We start from the raw sequence: 17,950 nt of genomic DNA, 5'->3' as shown, positions 1-17,950 counted from the left end.
CGCTCATGACGACACAGACCACGAGCGCCCCGCCCGCCGCCACGGCCCCGGGGAAGGCCCGGCGGCGGACGGAAGCCCCCTACACCGCCCAGGGCACGCGCCCGGGCCCCCTCTGGGCCCTGCCCGCCACCTTGTTCTTCGCCCTCTTCGCCATCGTGCCGCTGATCATGGTGGCGGTGCTGTCCTTCATGAGCTGGAACGGCCTGGGGTCACCGCGGTTCGTCGGGACGGACAACTGGCAGCGCATCCTCGACGACCCCGTGATGATCAGGAGCATCTGGCTCACCCTGCTGCTCACCGGCCTGGGCGTGGCCCTGCAGACCCCGCTGAGCATCGTGCTCGGCGTCTGGGCCGCCGGACACCAGCGCAACCGCGCCGTCCTCTCGGCGATCTACTTCGTCCCGCTGCTGCTGTCCTCCACCGCCGTGTCGGTGCTCTGGCGGGCCCTGCTCGACCCGAACTTCGGCATTCCCGCGCGGATGACCTGGCTGTTCGGCGACGGCAACCTGTTCGGTGAGCAGACCTCGGCCATCGGCGTGCTGGCCTTCGTCAGCACCTGGCAGTTCACCCCGTTCCACACGCTGATCTATCAGGGCGCCGCCCGTGCCGTCCCGCAGGTGCTGTACCAGGCGGCGGCGATCGACGGCGCGGGGCGCTACCGCCGGTTCTTCCACATCACCCTGCCGCAGCTGCGCACCTCGGTGATCACCTCGATGATCCTGATGATCGTCGGCGGGCTCACCACCTTCGAGACCGTGCTGATCCTCACCCAGGGCGGACCGGGCACCGACACCACCATCAGCGCCTATTACATGTACCAGAAGGCCTTTAAGGGATTCGACTTCGGCGCCGGCTCGGCCATCGCCCTCTGCCTGGTCGCCGCCGCCACGGTCGTCTCGCTGATCGTCGTCCGCGTCTCCGGTTACGACAGGATGCGCAGCTCCATGGAGGGGGTGTCATGAGGCAGCGCCCCAACTACCCGGCCGGCGCCGGCTCGCTCGTCTGGCTCGTCCTGGTGGGCCTGCCGCTGTACGTGATGCTCGCCGCGACCCTGCGCACCCGCCAGGACTACGCGAAGAACGGGCCCCTGTCCTTCCCCCGCGACCTCACCCTGGACAACTACACCGGGGCCTTCGACTCGGGCTTCGGCCGGTACTTCCTCAACACCGTCGTCGTCACCGTCTGCGTCGTCGGCGTGGTGCTGCTGCTCGTACCGCCCCTGGCCTACGCCATCGTCCGCAGCCGCGGCCGGGTCACCTCGCAGGTCTTCCGGCTGTTCCTGCTGGGCCTCGCCATCCCCGCCCAGGCCGTCATCGTCCCGATGTTCTACCTGATCAGCGAGGCGGGGCTGTACGACAACCTGCTCGGCATCATCCTGCCCACCGCCGCGTTCTGCCTGCCCATGTCGGCCCTCATCCTCACCGGCGCCATGCGGGACATCAGCCCCGAGCTGTTCGAGGCCATGACGATGGACGGGGCGAGCCCGCGGCGGATGTTCTTCCAGCTCGTCGTCCCGCTCTCGCGCGGCGGCCTCTCCACGATCGTGGTGTTCTCCGCCCTCCAGGCCTGGAACGGCTTCCTGTTCCCGCTCGTCCTGACCCAGTCCGACTCCACCAAGGTGATCACGCTGGGCCTGTACAACTTCCAGACCGAACACGGCATCGACATCCCCGGTCTGCTGGGCGCCGTGACGCTCTCCATGGTGCCCGTCCTGCTCGTCTACCTGTTCGCCCGCCGGGCCCTCGTCCAGGGCCTGATGGGCATGGGAGGAAAGTGACCGCCAACGTGGCCGTAGAGACCATCCCCGAAGTCCCCCTCTGGAACGACCCGGCCCAGGACACCGGCACCCGGGTGTCCGCGCTGATCGGCGCGATGACCGTCGAGGAGAAGATCGCCCAGCTGTACGGCGTGTGGGTCGGCGCGTCCGACGAGGGCGCCGAAGTCGCCCCGCACCAGCACGACATGGAGGACGCGGTCGACCTCGACGCCCTCCTGCCGGCCGGCCTGGGACAGCTCACCCGCCCCTTCGGCACGGCACCCGTCGACCCCGCGCTCGGCGCCCTCTCCCTGCTGCGCACCCAGAAGCGGATCATGGCCGCGAACCGCTTCGGCATCCCCGCCCTGGCGCACGAGGAATGCCTGGCCGGGTTCGCCACCTGGGGCGCCACCGCCTATCCCGTCCCGCTGTCCTGGGGCGCCACCTTCGACCCCGGCCTGATCCGCCGGATGGCCGCCGCCATCGGCCGGGACATGCGGTCCGTCGGCGTCCACCAGGGTCTCGCGCCCGTCCTGGACGTGGTGCGCGACGCCCGCTGGGGCCGCGTGGAGGAGACCATCGGCGAGGACCCGTACCTCGTCGGCAGCATCGGCACCGCCTACGTCCAGGGGCTGCGGTCCGCCGGCGTCGTCGCCACCCTGAAGCACTTCGCCGGCTACTCCGCCTCCCGTGCGGGCCGCAACCTCGCGCCCGTCGGCATGGGCCCGCGCGAGCGGGCGGACATCGTCCTGCCCCCCTTCGAGATGGCCGTGCGCGAGGGCGGCGCCGACTCCGTCATGCACGCCTACACCGACACCGACGGCATGCCCTCCGCGGCCGACGAGGACCTCCTCACCGGGCTGCTGCGCGACACCTGGGGCTTCGACGGCACGGTCGTCGCCGACTACTTCGGCATCGCCTTCCTCAAGACCCTGCACGGCGTCGCCGGCGACTGGGCGCAGGCCGCGGGAGCGGCCCTGCGGGCGGGTGTCGACGTGGAACTGCCCACCGTCAAGACGTTCGGCGCCCCCCTCGCCGAAGCCGTCGCCGCGGGCCGGGTCCCGGAGGCGCTCATCGACCGCGCCCTGCACCGGGTGCTCACCCAGAAGGCCCGGCTGGGGCTGCTCGACGCGGGCTGGGACCCGGTCCCGGACGCTCTGCGGGGAGGCGACCTGGACGATCCGGACGCCCTGCGCGGCAGCGTCGGCCTGGACACCGCCGAGAACCGGGAACTGGCCCGCACCGTCGCGGAGGAGGCCGTCGTCCTCCTGGCCAACGACGGCACCCTGCCCCTGGACCGGCCCCGCCGAATCGCCCTGATCGGCCCCAACGCCGCCGCACCCACCGCCGTACTGGGCTGCTACTCCTTCCCGCAGCACGTCGGCGTGCACCACCCGGGGACACCGGCCGGCATCGACCTGCCCACCCTGGAGGACGCCCTCCGGCGCGAGTTCCCCGACGCGGAGATCACCGTGGCCCGCGGCACCGGCGTCGACGACGGTGACGTCTCCGGCATCGCCGAGGCCGTCGGCACCGCGCGCGGGGCCGACGTCGTCGTCGTGGCCCTCGGCGACCGCGCGGGCCTGTTCGGCCGGGGCACCAGCGGTGAGGGCTGTGACGCCGAGTCACTGGCCCTGCCCGGTGCCCAGCAGCACCTGCTCGACGCGCTGCTGGACAGCGGCACGCCGGTGGTGGCGGTCCTGCTCGCCGGCCGGCCCTACGCTCTCGGCCGCGCCGTGGACGAGGCCGCCGCGCTCGTGCAGTCCTTCTTCCCCGGCGCCGAGGGCACCACCGCCCTCGCCGGTGTCCTCAGCGGCCGGACCGGCCCCTCGGGGCGGCTGCCGGTCAGCGTGCCCCGCGGTACGGGCGGCCAGCCCGCCACCTACCTCGGCGCCCGGCTCGCCCAGGCCGGCGACGTCTCCAGCATCGACCCCACCCCGGCCTTCGCGTTCGGGCACGGCCTGTCCTACACGTCCTTCGAGTGGGACGGCCTGACGGTCGAGCGGGCGCGGGCGGACACCGGCGGCGAGTTCGCCCTCGGCCTCACGGTGCGCAACACGGGGGAGCGGCACGGCACCGAGACCGTCCAGCTCTACCTGCACGACCCGGTCGCCTCCGTCGTCCAGCCGGTGCAGCGGCTCATCGGGTACACCCGGGTCGCGCTCGCCCCGGGCGAGGCCCGCCGCCTGCGCGTGACGGTACCGGCCGACCTGGCCTCCTTCACCGGCCGCGACGGGCGCCGGGTGGTCGAACCGGGCGAGCTGCACCTGCGTCTGGCGGCGTCCAGCAGCGACGTCCGGCTGACGGCGACGGTCACCCTGACCGGCGAGCCGCGCCACGTGGACCACCGCCGCCGGTTCCACGCGCACTTCGAGCAGGGGGCGGCGGGACGGCCGGAACCGGAGCCGCGCGCCGCCTGACCGCCACCGCCACCGCCACCGCGCCGTGGCCCGCCCCGGAGGGGAGGCGGGCCACGGCGCGGGCCGTCAGCCGCGCTCGACGGTGACGGTCACCCGGCTGCCCGGCACGGCCCGCACCCACGCCCGGCCGGCCGTGCCGTGCCCGACGGCCGCGCCGCCGCCGGCCGTGATCCGCCAGGTGCCCGGCGGCAGGGACAGCGCGGTCAGCCGGGAACCGTGGCGTGCCGCGCGGTAGGAGAGCCGGTACACGCCCCGCCCGGCGTCGTACACGGCGGAGCGCACCGTGCCCGCGACGGCCTGCGCGTACGGCTCGGCGGTCAGCTCCTTGTGGGCGCGGAAGGCGCCGGTGGCGTCGACCGCGCAGTACCCGCCGCCATAGCACCACTCGTAGCCCGCCCAGCCGGAGGTGTAGCGGCCCAGGGAGGCCATCGCGTCCCGGTAGAAGCGGCCCATGTTCGGCAGGGTGCTGTCGGGCGGGCCCCACTCGCCGACCACGACCGGGACCCCGTACCGCTCCGGGTAGACGGTCACGGCCCGCTCGTACGCCTCGATCCAGCCGGCGCCGGGGTCGTAGTCGGAGCCCGCCTCCATGGCGGTGTCGTAGAAGTGCGGCGCGTACGCGACGCGGGGGTCCTCGACGCGGCCGAGGCCGGTCGGCACGCCCTCGCCCACGACCGGGGTGGGTTCGACGAACAGCCAGGAGCGCCGGTCGGCCGAACGGACCGCGCCGGCCAGCCGGTTGTACATCGGCGTCAGCTGTTCGCGCTCGATGCGGCCCGCCGCCGTCACCGGATCCTCCCCCGGACGCAGTTCGCCCATCGGTTCGTTGAGGAGGTCGTATCCGAGCACGGCCGGATGGCGGGCGAAGCGGGCGGCGAGGGTCCGCCACATACCGGCCTGGGCCCGGCGCAGGTCGGCGTCCTCGTAGAGATGGGTGAAGGCGCGCTGCACGGCGGGCTCGAAGTACTCGGCGAACCAGTCGTCCGGGTGCGGCGTGAAGGGCAGTCCGTCGGTCCTGGTCGCCCACGCGGGGATGCCGCGGTGGCCGAAGGCGGGCCCGAAGACGTCTTGGTGGGCGTCGAGCACGACCTTCACGCCGTGGCGTTCCGCCCAGTCCAGGATCCGTCCGATCCTGCGCAGGTAACCGCTGCTGTACCGTCCCGGTCCCGGCTCCAGGTCGTCCCAGAAGACCAGGAGCCGGGCGAAGTCGAAGCCCTGGGCGCGCATGTCGCGCAGGTGCCGCTCGGTGATGCCGGTCAGCGCCTGGTCGCCACGGTGCGCCTTGTCCTCGAGGTTCCAGCCGCGCAGGGTGAGGACCCGCCCCTGCCGGTCGGTGAGCGGGGGTATCCCCCGCCCGGGGTACTCGGCGGTGGCGTGAGCGGTGGGGGCGGTGGCGGTGGCGTGAGCGGTGGGGGTGGCGGTGGCGGTGACGGGGGCAAGCAGCGCGGCGACGGCCGCGCTCGCCGTCAGAATCGCTCGCAGCACAGGAGACCTCCGGGCCGGCGGTGTTCGTCGTGCCGCGCATCCCACCAGCAGTCGCCGCGCTTCTCAAGGGCCCGGTGCCCTCCTCCGTCTCCCGCTGTCCACGCGCCGTCTTCTGTTCTTACATTCTGCCCTGCCCGTGAAAGGATGTCTTGACAAAGTATTGACAGTGGGCCCGGCAGAGGCTTGTATCCCGTCCCAACGCAACAGCGTCCGTTCCCCCGTCGCACGCACAGTGAGGTGCAGGCAAGATGGACCGCTCTTCTCGCTCCCGCTCCCGCAGAGCGGCCCCCCTCGCGGTCGTGGCCGCCGCGGCGGCCCTCACCCTCGCCGGCTGCTCCAGCGGCTCCGGTGGCAAGAAGGCCGAGGAGGGAGCGGCGAACGCGTCCGCGGGCAGGGCCGACACGCCCCGGATGACCGTCGCGCTGGTCACCCACCAGGCGCCCGGAGACACCTTCTGGGACACCGTCCGCAAGGGCGCGCAGGCCGCGGCGGCCAAGGACAACGTCAAGCTCGTCTACTCCGCCGACCCCAACGCCGGCAACCAGGCCGGCCTGGTGCAGAACGCCGTGGACCAGAAGGTCGACGGCATCGCGGTCACCCTGGCCAAGCCGGACGCCATGAAGGGCGTGCTCGGCAAGGCCGAGCAGGCCGGCATCCCGGTGGTGGGCCTGAACTCGGGTCTGAGCGACTGGAAGAAACTCGGCCTGGTCGAGTTCTTCGGGCAGGACGAGGGCGTGGCGGGCGAGGCGTTCGGCGACAAGCTCGACACCACCCCCGCCAAGAAGATCGTGTGCGTGATCCAGGAACAGGGCAACGTCGGCCTCACCCAGCGCTGCGACGGCGTGCGGAAGACGTTCAAGGGCACCACTGAGACCCTGTACGTGAACGGCACCGACATGCCGTCCGTGAAGTCGACCATCACGGCGAAGCTGAAGCAGGACAACTCCATCGACACCGTCGTCACCCTCGGCGCCCCCATCGCCCTCACCGCGACCCAGTCCGTGGTGGACGCGGGCAGCAAGGCCGAGGTGGCCACGTTCGACCTCAACAACCAGCTGGTCAAGGCCGTCCAGAACGGCAGCATCGAGTTCGCCGTCGACCAGCAGCCCTACCTCCAGGGCTACCTGGCGGTCGACTCCCTGTGGCTCTACAAGAACAACGGCAACTACAGCGGCGGCGGAGTGCAGCCGGTGCTCACCGGCCCGGCCTTCGTCGACAAGAGCAACGTCGGCAAGATCGCCGAGTTCGCCGCGAAGGGCACCCGGTGATGAGTATGGCCCAGCAGGCTGAACCGGCGGTGGGCACGCCGCCGGCGCCCGGACCCCGGCGGACCGACGGCCGCACCACCCGGCGCCCGCTTCCGCTCCGGCTGCTCGCCCGGCCCGAAGTGGGCGTCTTCCTCGGCGCCGCGGCCGTCCTGGTCTTCTTCCTGATCGCGGCGCCGCCGGTGCGTGACGGCAGCTCGATGGCGAACATCCTCTACCAGTCGTCGACCATCGGGATCATGGCGCTCCCGGTGGCCCTGCTGATGATCGGCGGCGAGTTCGACCTCTCCTCGGGCGTCGCGGTGATCTCCTCGGCGCTCACCGCGAGCATGCTCAGCTACCAGCTCACCCTGAACGTGTGGACCGGAGTGATCGTCGCCCTGGCCGTGTCCCTCGCGGTCGGCGGCCTCAACGGGTGGATGGTCGTCAGGACCGGACTGCCCAGCTTCCTGATCACGCTCGGCACCTTCCTGATCCTCCAGGGCGTCAACCTGGCCGTGACCAAGCTGGTCACCGGGAACGTCGCCACCGACGACGTCAGCGACATGGACGGCTTCGGCCAGGCCAGGAGGATCTTCGCGTCCTCCTTCGGCGTCGGCGGGGTACAGGTGAAGATCACCGTGGTCTGGTGGCTGGTCTTCGCGGCCCTCGCCACCTGGGTGCTGCTGCGCACCAGGTACGGCAACTGGATCTTCGCGGTCGGCGGCGACAAGGAGAGCGCCCGCGCCGTCGGCGTCCCCGTCACCTTCACGAAGATCAGCCTGTTCATGCTGGTCGGCTTCGGCGCCTGGTTCGTGGGCATGCACAACCTGTTCTCGTTCAACACCGTGCAGTCCGGCGAGGGCGTCGGCCAGGAGCTGATCTACATCGCCGCGGCCGTCATCGGCGGCTGTCTGCTCACCGGCGGCTACGGCTCCGCGATCGGCCCGGTCTTCGGCGCCTTCATGTTCGGCATGGTGCAGCAGGGCATCGTCTACGCCGGCTGGAACCCCGATTGGTTCAAGGCGTTCCTCGGCGTGATGCTGCTCGGCGCCGTCCTGATCAATCTGTGGGTCCAGCGCACGGCGACCCGGAGGTGACCCATGACTGACAACGCGACCTCACCCCGCGGCACCGCCCGCCAGGAGAGCGCGCCCGCACCGGACGGCCCCCTGGTCGAACTGCGCGGCGCCGGCAAGTCCTACGGCAACGTCCGCGCCCTGCACGGCGTCGACCTCCGCGTCCACGCCGGCCGGGTCACCTGCGTGCTCGGTGACAACGGTGCCGGCAAGTCCACCCTCATCAAGATCGTCTCGGGGCTGCACCGGCACACCGAGGGCGAGTTCCTCGTCGACGGGCAGCCGGTGCGCTTCAGCACCCCGCGCGAGGCCCTGGACAAGGGCATCGCCACCGTCTACCAGGACCTGGCCACCGTTCCCCTCATGCCCGTGTGGCGGAACTTCTTCCTCGGGTCCGAACTGACCCGGGGCCCCTGGCCCGTCCGCCGCCTCGACATCATCCGCATGAAACGGACCGCCGACGAAGAACTGCGCCGGATGGGCATCGCCCTGGACGACCTGGAGCAGCCCATCGGCACCCTGTCCGGCGGCCAGCGGCAGAGCGTGGCGATCGCCCGCGCCGTCCACTTCGGCGCCCGCGTCCTCATCCTGGACGAGCCGACGGCCGCCCTCGGCGTCAAGCAGTCCGGCGTGGTCCTGAAGTACATCGCCGCCGCCCGCGACCGCGGCCTCGGCGTCATCTTCATCACCCACAACCCCCACCACGCCTACATGGTCGGCGACCACTTCAGCGTCCTGCGCCTCGGCACCCTCGAACTGTCCGCCGAACGCGCCGAGGTCACCCTGGAGCAGCTGACCAACCACATGGCCGGCGGCGCCGAACTCGCCGCGCTCAAGCACGAACTGGCCCAGGTGCGCGGCGTCGACGTGGAGGAGCTGCCCGAGGACGGCGACCCCGGCGCACCCGTGCCGACCTCCCCGGAAGGAACCCCCTGACATGGACCGCCCCACCCCTCTGGACCGCATCCGGGTCGGCTCCGCCCCCGACTCCTGGGGCGTCTGGTTCCCCGACGACCCCCGGCAGGTGCCCTGGGAGCGCTTCCTCGACGAGGTCGGCGAGGCCGGCTACGAGTGGATCGAACTCGGCCCCTACGGGTACCTCCCCACCGATCCGGCACGGCTGAGGGAGGAAGTGGCCGGGCGGAACCTGAAGGTCTCCGCGGGCACGGTCTTCACCGGCCTGCACCGCGGCCCGGCCGTCTGGGAGGAGACCTGGGCCCATGTCAGCCAGGTCGCCGCGCTCACCGGGGCGATGGGTGCCAGGCACCTCGTGGTGATCCCCTCCTTCTGGCGGGACGACAGGACCGCCGAGATCCTGGAACCCCCCGAGCTGACCACCGAGCAGTGGGCGCACCTGACCGAGGGCATGGAACGGCTCGGCCACGAGGTCGGGGAGGCGTACGGCCTGGAACTCGTCGTGCACCCGCACGCCGACACCCACCTCGACACCGAGGCCCACGTCGAACGGTTCCTGGACTCCACCGACAGCGAACTGGTCAACCTCTGCCTGGACACCGGGCACTACGCCTACTGCGGCGGCGACAGCGTCAGGCTCATCGAGACCTACGGCGAGCGCATCGGCTACCTGCACCTCAAGCAGGTCGACCCGGACGTCCTCGCGCAGGTGGTCGCCGACGGCCTGCCTTTCGGGCCGGCCGTGCGGCGCGGGGTGATGTGCGAACCGCCGTCCGGCGTGCCGGCGCTGGGACCGGTGCTGCAAGCCGCCCAGAAACTGGGGGTGGAGCTGTTCGCGATCGTCGAGCAGGACATGTACCCGTGCGAGCCGGACGCGCCGCTGCCGATCGCGGTGCGCACCCGGCGTTTCCTGCGGTCCTGCGGGGCCTGAGGACGTGACGGATCCGAAGGAACCGGCCGCGGCGACGGGCGCGCCGCGGCCGGTTCCTTCGGTGTCCCAGGGGATTCGGCACGGACCCGGCCGGGAACCAACCGGGGCACGCGGGCGTTGTGCTCGATGACGGGGGACGCCCGCGCCGACGGGAGGACGAGATGACACACCGTACGGAACCTCGCACGACGCCCCAGGACGCCGCCGGCACCGCCGATCCGGCCGCCCTGCGCCGCGACCGCTTCGGCGCGTTGCCGGAGCGGATACGCCCGGAGGAGACGGTCGAGACGAAGCCGGCGACGACGCCGGACCCGGCCCGGGACACCTACAACCCGGACGAATGGCTGATCCGGTACTGCGGCTGAGACGCGGTCACGGCGCCGGGCACGCGCCCGGCGCCGCCTTCCGCTCCCGCCTGCCGGCTCCGGCTCACGCCCGGCGCACCTCCGCCGGCGTCACCGGACGGTGCTCCCGCAGGGACAGCGTGCAGGCCTCGGCGATCCAGGCCGCCTCCAGGGCGTCCTCGACGGTGCAGGGCGAAGGGCGGACGCCGGCCACGACCTCCGTGAACGCGGCGAGTTCGGCGCGGTAGGCGTCGGCGAAGCGGTCCATGAAGAAGTCGTGCGGTGTGCCGGAGGGGAAGGTCGCCCCCGGCTCGGCCGAGCGCAGCGGCAGCTTGTCGTCCAGGCCGACGGCGAGGGAGTCCGCGAAGCCGTGCAGCTCCATGCGGACGTCGTGACCACGGCCGTTGTGGCGTGAGTTGGACACCACCGCGATCGTGCCGTCGTCCAGGGTGAGCACCGCGCCGGTGGTGTCGGCGTCGCCCGCGGCCCTGATGTAGCCGGCGCCCCGGTTGCCGCCCACCGCGTACACCTCGGCGACCTCGCGGCCGGTCACCCAGCGGATGACGTCGAAGTCGTGCACGGAGCAGTCCCGGAAGATCCCGCCGGACGCGGCGACGTACGCGGCGGGCGGCGGCGCCGGGTCCAGGGTCGTGCACCGGACGGTGTGCAGGATGCCCAGCTCACCGGAGCGTACGGCGGCTCGCGCGGCGGCGAAGCCCGCGTCGAAACGCCGGTTGTAGCCGATCTGCACCGGCACGCCGCTGTCCCGCACGGCCTCCCGCACCGCCATTGACTCCGTGATCGTGCGGGCCACCGGCTTCTCGCAGAAGACCGGCACCCCGGCCTCGACGCCGGCCCGGATCAGCGCCGGGTGGGCGTCGGTGGCCGCGGCGACGACGAGGCCGTCCACGCCGGCCGCCAGCAGGGCCTCCGGCGAGTCGGCGACCCGCGCCCCGAACCGCTCGGCGGCGGCCTCGGCCGCACCCGCGAACGGGTCGGCCACGACCAGCGACTCGACGGCGTCCAGTGCGGAGAGGGTCTCGGCATGGAAGGCGCCGATGCGGCCGAGGCCGAGAATTCCGATACGCATGCGCACTCTTTCGGTCACAGGAGCGGAGCGGTCCTGTCATTCTTGTCAGCACAAACCCCTCGAACAACCAGCAGGCAGCCGTCAAAAACCCCTCAAGGAGCCGGGCCATGGGCCACCCGTTCCCCCTGCGCGAGATCGCCCGGCAGGCGGGCCTGAGCGAGGCCACCGTGGACCGGGTGCTGAACGGCAGGGGAGGGGTGCGCGAGAGCACCGCGCAGGAGGTGCGCCGGGCCATCGCGGACCTCGACCGCCAGCGCACCCAGGTACGGCTGGTCGGCCGCACGTTCATGGTGGACATCGTGGCGCAGGCACCCGAGCGGTTCACCGCCGCCGTACGCGCCGCCCTGGAGGCGGAACTGCCCGCGCTGCACCCGGCCGTGGTCCGCTCCCGATTCCACTTCCGCGAGACCGGCCCGGCCGGGGAGCAGGCCGGGACACTGGACCGGATCGCCCGGCGCGGCTCCCAGGGCGTCATCCTCAAGGCGCCCGACGTCCCCGAGGTCACGGCGGCCGCCGGCCGGCTCACCGCCGCCGGCATCCCGGTCGTCACCCTGGTCACCGACCTGCCCGCCAGCGGCCGCCTGGCCTACGTCGGCATCGACAACCGGGCCGCCGGCGCGACCGCCGCCTATCTGACCGGCCAGTGGCTCGGCGACCGGCCCGGCAACGTCCTCACCAGCCTCAGCAGCGGTTTCTTCCGCAACGAGGAGGAGCGCGAGATGGGCTTCCGCGGCGTCATGCGGGCCCGGCACCCGGCGCGGACGCTGGTGGAGATCACCGAGGGGCAGGGGCTGGACACCACGCAGTACGACCTCGTCCGCGCCGCCCTGGAACGCGACCCGGAGATCCGGGCGGTGTACTCGATCGGCGGCGGCAACAACGCCACCCTGCGGGCCTTCGCCGATCTCGGCCGGCACTGCGCCGTGTTCGTCGCGCACGACCTCGACCACGACAACACCGGCCTGCTGCGCGAGCACCGCCTGTCCGCCGTGCTCCACCACGACCTTCGGCAGGACATGCGCGAGGCCTGCCGCGAGGTGATGCGGTTCCACGGCGCGCTGCCGCCCGCGGGGCCGCTGCCGCCGTCCGCGATCCAGGTCGTCACGCCGTACAACATGCCCGCGCGGACCGCCGGGTGACGGGGGGCGGCCGGGCGGTACCGGGTCGGGCGGCCCGAGGGCGGGCGGTTCTCCGGCGCGCTCAGCCGCCGTCCACGTCCACCCACGAGCCGAGCCGGGCCGACCGCGTCATCGCGTCGAGCACGGTCGCGCTGTGCACGGCGTCCGCCAGGGTGGCGCCGTACGGCCTGCCCTCGGCGATGGAGCGCACGAAGCGGTGCGCCTCGATCACCTTCAGGTCGTCGTAGCCCATCGCGTTGCCCGCGCCGGGCTGGAACGCGGCGAACTCGCCGTCGCCCGGGCCGACATGCACGGTGCTGACCGGCTGGTCCCGGTACGTCGTCCCGCGGCTCACGCCCAGTTCGTTCATCCGCCGGAAGTCCCAGAACACCGCCCCCCGGGTGCCGTGCACCTCGAAGCCGTAGGTGTTCTGCTCGCCGACCGAGACCCGGCAGGCCTCCAGGACCCCGCGGGCGCCCGAGACGAAGCGCAGCAGACAGCTGACGTAGTCCTCGTTCTCGACGGGACCCGGTGCGCCGCCGGAGGCCAGGGCGTGACCGGCCGTCGCACCGGCCGGCCGGGCCCGCTCCGGCACGAAGAGGGCGGTGTCGGCGGTCAGCGAGGCGATGTCACCGAGCAGGAACCGGGCCAGGTCGGCGCCGTGCGAGGCCAGATCGCCGAGCACTCCGCTGCCGCCGCGTTCGCGCTCGTACCGCCAGGTAAGGGCGGCGTCCGGGTGGGCGGCGTAGTCGCTGAACAGCCGGATGCGGGCGTGGGTGACCGCGCCGATCCCGCCGGAGGCGATCAGCTCGCGGGCTGCCTCGACAGCGGGCGCGTTGCGGTAGTTGAAGCCGACCGTGCCCTGCACGCCGGCCCGGGCGACCGCGTCGGCGACCGCGCGGGCGTCCCAGGCGGTCAGGCCCACCGGTTTCTCGATCCACAGGTGCTTGCCGGCCTGGGCCATCGCCACGCCGATCTCGCGGTGCAGGAAGTTCGGCGCGGTGACGCTGACGGCCCGCACCCGCGGATCGGCGGCCACCTCGCGCCAGTCGCGGGTCGCCGACGCGAACCCGAAGCGCTCGGCGGCCTCCTCGGCGCGGCCCGGCACCTCCTCGGCGACCGTCACCAGCCGGGGGCGCAGCGGGAGCCGCGGATAGTGGTGGGGGAGCCGGGCGTACGCCTGGGTGTGCACCCGGCCCATCCAGCCGAACCCGATGACGGCGACACCCAGCGCATCGACCATGACAACCTCTCCCTGACCAGCGGGACCGGTCCACCTCTGTCCGGGCCACCTTTGTCCGGACAAACGCGGCGTGTCAACCCTCTGGCAGGTGCGGGGGACCGGTGCGCTCAGAGACTGATCGCGTAGGCCTTGCGGAGGGTCTCGTGCACGGTCCACGTCGTCCGGTCACCCGCGCGGAGCACCGCCATGTCGCCGGGCCCCACCGTCAGCACCGGCCCGTCCTCGACCTCGATCGTCGCCGAGCCGCTGATCACCACGAACAGTTCGTCCGCCTCCGTGTCGGTGACCACGCCCGGCGTGATCTGCCAGATGCCGCGGATCTGCCGTCCGTCCGGTGACTCCCAGACCACCCTTCCGGTCACCTCCGGCCGCCCGGAGACGATCTGCTCCGGGTCGAGCGGCTCGGGTGCGAGGTCGGCGTCGGGGATGTGGACCGCGAAACTGTGCGTCATGCGGCCGACCCTAGCCCGCGCGCGGGCCGTGCCACCGTCGACAGTGTGTGGGGCGTCGGGCCTGGTGAGGGGACACTTCGTCGCCCGGTGGAGTGGCGGGCGGGGCGGGCGCGGGCGAACGTGGAGTGCATGTCCGACTCCCCGGCGGCCGGCACGCCCCCGCCCCGGCACCACGACGCCCGCGAGGTCATCCTGTTCGGCGGGGTGTACGGCGCCGTCCTCGCCAGCTCGATGGTCGCGGCGCTCACCCAGTACGGACACACGTCCGCCGGCGTCCGTGGCTACGACGCTGCATGGGTGCTGGTGACCGCGCTCGCCTCCGCCCTCGCCCACGGCTACGCCCACTACGTCGCCGAGCGGGCCCCGCACCGCCGCCGTGACGTACTGCTCGCGGTGCGCGACGAATGGCCGCTCGTCGCGGCGGTGCTGCCCACGGCCTTCCTGCTCGCGGGCGCCTACTGGCGGTGGTGGCCGGCGAACGGTGTCGAGTACGCGGCGTTCGTTCTCAACGTCGTGCTCCTCTTCGTGCTCGGCCTCATCACCGCCCGCTGGTCGGCGCGGAGCTGGCCGGCCGCCGTCCTCACCGGACTGGTGGACGCGCTGCTGGGAATGATCGTGGTGGTGGCGAACGCGCTCATCAAATGACCGGCGGACCGGACGCGCCCGGCGGCCGGCGCGAGCGCGACACGCGCACCGGCGCCGGTGCGGTAGGGTTGACGTGCGTGATCACGCGGGAGGCTCCGCGTGGCAGCGCGACGGGACGTGGCGCAGCTTGGTAGCGCACTTGACTGGGGGTCAAGGGGTCGCAGGTTCAAATCCTGTCGTCCCGACTTTGAGAAGTCGCAGGTCAGGGCCGGTTTTCGGAGGTATCCGAAACCGGCCTTCGATCATTTTCGGGGACCGGTTGGGGACCGGCGCCCCTGACCGGGGTCGGCGGGTCACGACGATCGGGCTCGGCACGCGAGCGTGGCGCGCGCGGCACGCCGAGGTGTGCGCAGAGCGCCGCTTCGGCGGCCGTCAGCTTGCGCACGTCCGGATGGAGGCACCGCTGAATGGTGGTCAGCGATCCGTGGCCCGCGATCCTGCCGAGGCGTGCGCGTGGACTCCTGCGCGCCACGACCTGCGGCACACCGGCCTGTCCTGGATCGCCGGTCCCGGTCGTCGAACGACCGCCGCTCCACGGCCGCGAGGCCGTCGTCGATGCCGGCCCCCCTCTCGTCGTCGCCGCCGGCGAACCGCTTCCCGGCGGAGGCGGCGACCGCGAGGCGTCGGAACCGTCCGGCGCCGGGACCGCCGTCGGCCGCACCACCTGACGGCCCACGGTGCGTGCCGCGGCACGGGTACGGCTGTGTGCGCGCACGGGGAGGGAGTCCGGGATCGGGAACGGGCGGCCCGGTGCCCAGCCGAGGCAGCCGTCGCCGAGGCCGGCCGCGCGGGCAAGGGCACGTCTGGGCCGGCGGGCAGGCAGCCGTCGCCGAGGCCGGGGGCCGACAGCGCTCGTCAGGGAAGGTGTCGTGCTGCCCGATGGACGATGACATTGCACGCCAGGGCAATGCTCTTGTTTCACAGTGCACTGATCGACTCCGAAGTCGCGGGAGCCGGTGTGACTCCTGTCAGGATCGGTTCCGAGCAAGTGAGGACGCACCCCGCAGTACACGGGCCCGGCACGGACCCGGGCCGATCCCCTGATCGGCACGGCTCCTGGCGCTGACGATGCCCGGGTTCTGCTCTTGCCGGGTGCGGTGCCGTGCTCTCGAGAAGGAGCCCCCATGCCTGATTACACAGATGAAGCACGCCCGGTGCCGCGCGTCGTCGTAGAGGCCGACGATCCCCTCACACGTGATGGCACGATGGCCTTCCTGGCCGCGGACGAGCGCATCGAGCTGCTGACGGACGACGAACCGGCCCACGCCGACATCCTGGTGATGATCACCGCGGTGGTCAGCGGCAAGACGCTCTCCCTCATGAGCCGCGCCAGCCAGGCCACCGGTGGACGGATACGCATCGTCCTGGTCGCGGACCACATCTCGGAGCAGCAGCTGGCGCTCGCGGTCAATCACGGCCTGGCCAGCTTCCTCGTACGGCCGTTCACCAGCTTCAGCCAGATCGTCGTGGCGGCCGTCGAGGCGCACCAGGGGCGATCGGTCGTGCCCCCGGTGCTGATGAGCATGCTCCTGGACCGGATGCGCACCATGCAGAAGAGCGAATCGGCCACCGGGCTGCTGCCGGTGGAGCTCGCGCAGCGCGAGATCGACGTGCTCAGGCTTCTGGCCGAGGGCCTCGACACGGTGGAGATCGCCAGCAAGCTCAGCTACTCCGAGCGCCTGATCAAGAGCGTCATACAGGCCGTGGTCAAGCGGCTGGGCCTGCGCAACCGGACCCACGCCGTCGCCCACGCCATCCGCATGGGCATCCTGTGACCGCCGATGACGAAAAGGGTAGGTCAGGCGTGCGATCGTGCATGATCCGGCTACGCCGGTGTAACTGGCCCCGCGCCCTCCTTAGAGTCTGATTCGTGAGGCGTTCCGCCGTGGTCGTCCTCCTGAGGTGCGCGGCCGTCCTCCGCAGCCCGTCCTCCGACACCGGTCGGCGGGGTCGGCGCGTGGGCGGAACGGCACCCATCGGTCGCCGTTGATCGATCACCCCACCCGTCGACCGGGAAAGGCATGCAGATGGACTACCGTGAGCCGCGCACCGGCGGCCCCGACCAGACCGCCGGTGGGTCGGCCGACCAGGCGGTGTGGGAGAACGAACTCCCCTGGCAACTGGCTCCGTTGGGTGAGACGGGGCAGGGTGGACCGCCACCCGCCGGGGACCTTCCAGGCCACGGCACCGCCGCGCGGAACCCCGAGACGGCCGTCCTGCCCGCCGCGTCCGTCCCGGCGGCGCGGCCCGACACCGCCTTCGCCTCGCACGAGCCGACGACCGGCGAACGAGATCCCGGGCCCGACCCGCTCGTAGCGCCCGGCGCACGGCGCCGACGGGACCGGGGCCACCGGCCGGACACCCCGGCACCGGAGGCCGCGGGGGACGGGCGCGCCCGGCTGCGTCTCGCTCTCGCCAAGCCGGTCCTGGCCGGAGCGGGCATGATCGGCGCCCTGTTCCTGTTGACGCCGACCGTGTTCGGCGAGGACGCGCCGGCGCACACGTTCAAGGCGGGAGCGGGGGACACCGACGGGGACTACGCCTCCGCCGGGCAGTACCCGGACACCGGCAGCGGCGTTTCGTCCCGGCCGAGCACGTCCAGCGGCACCCCCGGGAAGGACGGCGCCGGGGACGGCGGGTCCCACCGCATCGCGGAGGTGGCGGCGGCCTCGCCCACGCCCGGGACGCGGAGCGTGGAACCGATGTCGCAGAGCCATACCCCGGCCCCGAGCGGGACACCGCGGACCAGCAGCACACCGCGGCCGCGGCAGTCGCCGTCGTCGCAGCCGCACTGGACGACGGCCGTGGTGAACGGCACCAGGGTGCTCGAACCCGGCCAGAGCTGGAGCACCAACCGGATCATGCTGGCCTTCCAGGGCGACGGCAATCTGGTGCTCTACGACACGAAGGGCACCCCGCTGTGGTGGGCGGGCACCGTGGGACAGGGCGCCAAGGCGGTCTTCCAGGCCGACGGCAACTTCGCCGTGTACACCCAGGACGGGGCGACCGCCTGGTCCTCCCGGACGGACGGCCACGACGGTGCCCAACTGGTCCTCGGCGCCGACGGGGACGTCACCATCCGCTCGGGCGGTGCGGTGCTGTGGTCGACGGGCACCGCCATGTGACACCCCGTCCCCGAAGGGGCCGGCCCCCCTGATCGTCCGTCCCGCCCGCCTCCCCCGAGGACGGGACGGACTCCCTTCGTGGCGCCCGCCCCGCCCCGCCCCG

General features: G+C 72.6%; 16 protein-coding genes and 1 tRNA gene. 13 read left to right on the top strand and 4 right to left on the bottom strand.

Going from position 1 to position 17,950, the window contains the following annotated elements; genetic code table 11:
• Window positions 1–5 precede the first annotated feature (5 nt).
• The 3 genes from ACGFT1_RS32410 to ACGFT1_RS32400 are packed head-to-tail and all read left to right on the top strand — an operon-like array spanning window position 6 to window position 4,176.
• Entirely contained in the window at window positions 6–962 is a 957-nt protein-coding gene (locus tag ACGFT1_RS32410; RefSeq protein ID WP_373912550.1) for a carbohydrate ABC transporter permease, read from the top strand.
• Complete coding sequence (locus ACGFT1_RS32405; RefSeq protein ID WP_373912549.1) at window positions 959–1,777, top strand: carbohydrate ABC transporter permease; 819 nt, start codon at window positions 959–961, stop codon at window positions 1,775–1,777. Before ACGFT1_RS32410 ends, ACGFT1_RS32405 begins: the two co-directional genes overlap by 4 nt.
• A complete protein-coding gene (locus ACGFT1_RS32400) occupies window positions 1,774–4,176 on the top strand; it encodes a glycoside hydrolase family 3 N-terminal domain-containing protein (protein WP_373912548.1) in 2,403 nt (800 codons plus the stop codon). Before ACGFT1_RS32405 ends, ACGFT1_RS32400 begins: the two co-directional genes overlap by 4 nt.
• Before the next feature lie 66 nt (window positions 4,177–4,242).
• On the opposite strand, the gene ACGFT1_RS32395 is transcribed toward ACGFT1_RS32400, so the two are convergent.
• Window positions 4,243–5,661, bottom strand: coding sequence for a glycoside hydrolase family 5 protein (locus tag ACGFT1_RS32395; RefSeq protein WP_373912547.1), 1,419 nt, complete (start codon window positions 5,659–5,661; stop codon window positions 4,243–4,245).
• Between the two features lie 248 nt (window positions 5,662–5,909).
• Between ACGFT1_RS32395 and ACGFT1_RS32390 the strand changes: the two genes are divergently transcribed.
• The 5 genes from ACGFT1_RS32390 (at window position 5,910) to ACGFT1_RS32370 (ending at window position 10,195) form a co-directional block, all read left to right on the top strand.
• Window positions 5,910–6,929 (top strand): substrate-binding domain-containing protein, encoded by a 1,020-nt coding sequence (locus ACGFT1_RS32390; RefSeq protein ID WP_373912546.1) that lies wholly within the window; start codon window positions 5,910–5,912, stop codon window positions 6,927–6,929.
• Window positions 6,929–8,005, top strand: a complete 1,077-nt coding sequence (locus tag ACGFT1_RS32385) for an ABC transporter permease (RefSeq protein WP_373912545.1) — start codon at window positions 6,929–6,931, stop codon at window positions 8,003–8,005. The genes ACGFT1_RS32390 and ACGFT1_RS32385 overlap by 1 nt, the downstream gene beginning before the upstream one ends.
• Window positions 8,006–8,008: 3 nt before the next feature.
• Window positions 8,009–8,920: an ATP-binding cassette domain-containing protein gene (locus ACGFT1_RS32380; RefSeq protein WP_373912544.1), complete on the top strand. Its 912-nt coding sequence runs from the start codon at window positions 8,009–8,011 to the stop codon at window positions 8,918–8,920.
• Window position 8,921: 1 nt separating this feature from the next.
• Window positions 8,922–9,830: a sugar phosphate isomerase/epimerase family protein gene (locus ACGFT1_RS32375; protein WP_373912543.1), complete on the top strand. Its 909-nt coding sequence runs from the start codon at window positions 8,922–8,924 to the stop codon at window positions 9,828–9,830.
• Between the two features lie 161 nt (window positions 9,831–9,991).
• Entirely contained in the window at window positions 9,992–10,195 is a 204-nt protein-coding gene (locus ACGFT1_RS32370) for a hypothetical protein (RefSeq protein ID WP_373912542.1), read from the top strand.
• 64 nt (window positions 10,196–10,259) lie between these two features.
• On the opposite strand, the gene ACGFT1_RS32365 is transcribed toward ACGFT1_RS32370, so the two are convergent.
• A complete protein-coding gene (locus ACGFT1_RS32365) occupies window positions 10,260–11,264 on the bottom strand; it encodes a Gfo/Idh/MocA family oxidoreductase (protein ID WP_373912541.1) in 1,005 nt (334 codons plus the stop codon).
• Between the two features lie 107 nt (window positions 11,265–11,371).
• Between ACGFT1_RS32365 and ACGFT1_RS32360 the strand changes: the two genes are divergently transcribed.
• Window positions 11,372–12,403, top strand: coding sequence for a LacI family DNA-binding transcriptional regulator (locus ACGFT1_RS32360; RefSeq protein ID WP_373912540.1), 1,032 nt, complete (start codon window positions 11,372–11,374; stop codon window positions 12,401–12,403).
• A gap of 61 nt (window positions 12,404–12,464) precedes the next feature.
• On the opposite strand, the gene ACGFT1_RS32355 is transcribed toward ACGFT1_RS32360, so the two are convergent.
• Together ACGFT1_RS32355 and ACGFT1_RS32350 are read right to left on the bottom strand one after the other, a co-directional pair.
• Entirely contained in the window at window positions 12,465–13,625 is a 1,161-nt protein-coding gene (locus tag ACGFT1_RS32355) for a Gfo/Idh/MocA family protein (protein ID WP_373912539.1), read from the bottom strand.
• A 107-nt stretch (window positions 13,626–13,732) separates the two neighbouring features.
• Window positions 13,733–14,077, bottom strand: coding sequence for a cupin domain-containing protein (locus ACGFT1_RS32350; protein WP_373912538.1), 345 nt, complete (start codon window positions 14,075–14,077; stop codon window positions 13,733–13,735).
• 129 nt (window positions 14,078–14,206) lie between these two features.
• Here ACGFT1_RS32350 and ACGFT1_RS32345 point away from each other — a divergent pair, with 129 nt between their 5' ends.
• The 4 genes from ACGFT1_RS32345 to ACGFT1_RS32330 all read left to right on the top strand — a co-directional run bounded on the left by ACGFT1_RS32345 (window position 14,207) and on the right by ACGFT1_RS32330 (window position 17,847).
• Window positions 14,207–14,722, top strand: a complete 516-nt coding sequence (locus tag ACGFT1_RS32345; protein ID WP_373912537.1) for a hypothetical protein — start codon at window positions 14,207–14,209, stop codon at window positions 14,720–14,722.
• Between the two features lie 111 nt (window positions 14,723–14,833).
• Window positions 14,834–14,907 (top strand) — tRNA-Pro (locus ACGFT1_RS32340).
• 939 nt (window positions 14,908–15,846) lie between these two features.
• Window positions 15,847–16,497, top strand: coding sequence for a response regulator transcription factor (locus ACGFT1_RS32335; RefSeq protein WP_373912536.1), 651 nt, complete (start codon window positions 15,847–15,849; stop codon window positions 16,495–16,497).
• Between the two features lie 252 nt (window positions 16,498–16,749).
• Entirely contained in the window at window positions 16,750–17,847 is a 1,098-nt protein-coding gene (locus tag ACGFT1_RS32330) for a hypothetical protein (RefSeq protein WP_373912535.1), read from the top strand.
• Window positions 17,848–17,950 lie beyond the last annotated feature (103 nt).

The organism is Streptomyces sp. Y20 (assembly GCF_043195475.1).
In the GTDB taxonomy this organism is placed as follows: Bacteria; Actinomycetota; Actinomycetes; order Streptomycetales; family Streptomycetaceae; genus Streptomyces.
The sequence above is the reverse complement of the archived record's forward strand: the minus strand, read 5'-3'. Positions and strand labels throughout refer to the sequence as shown.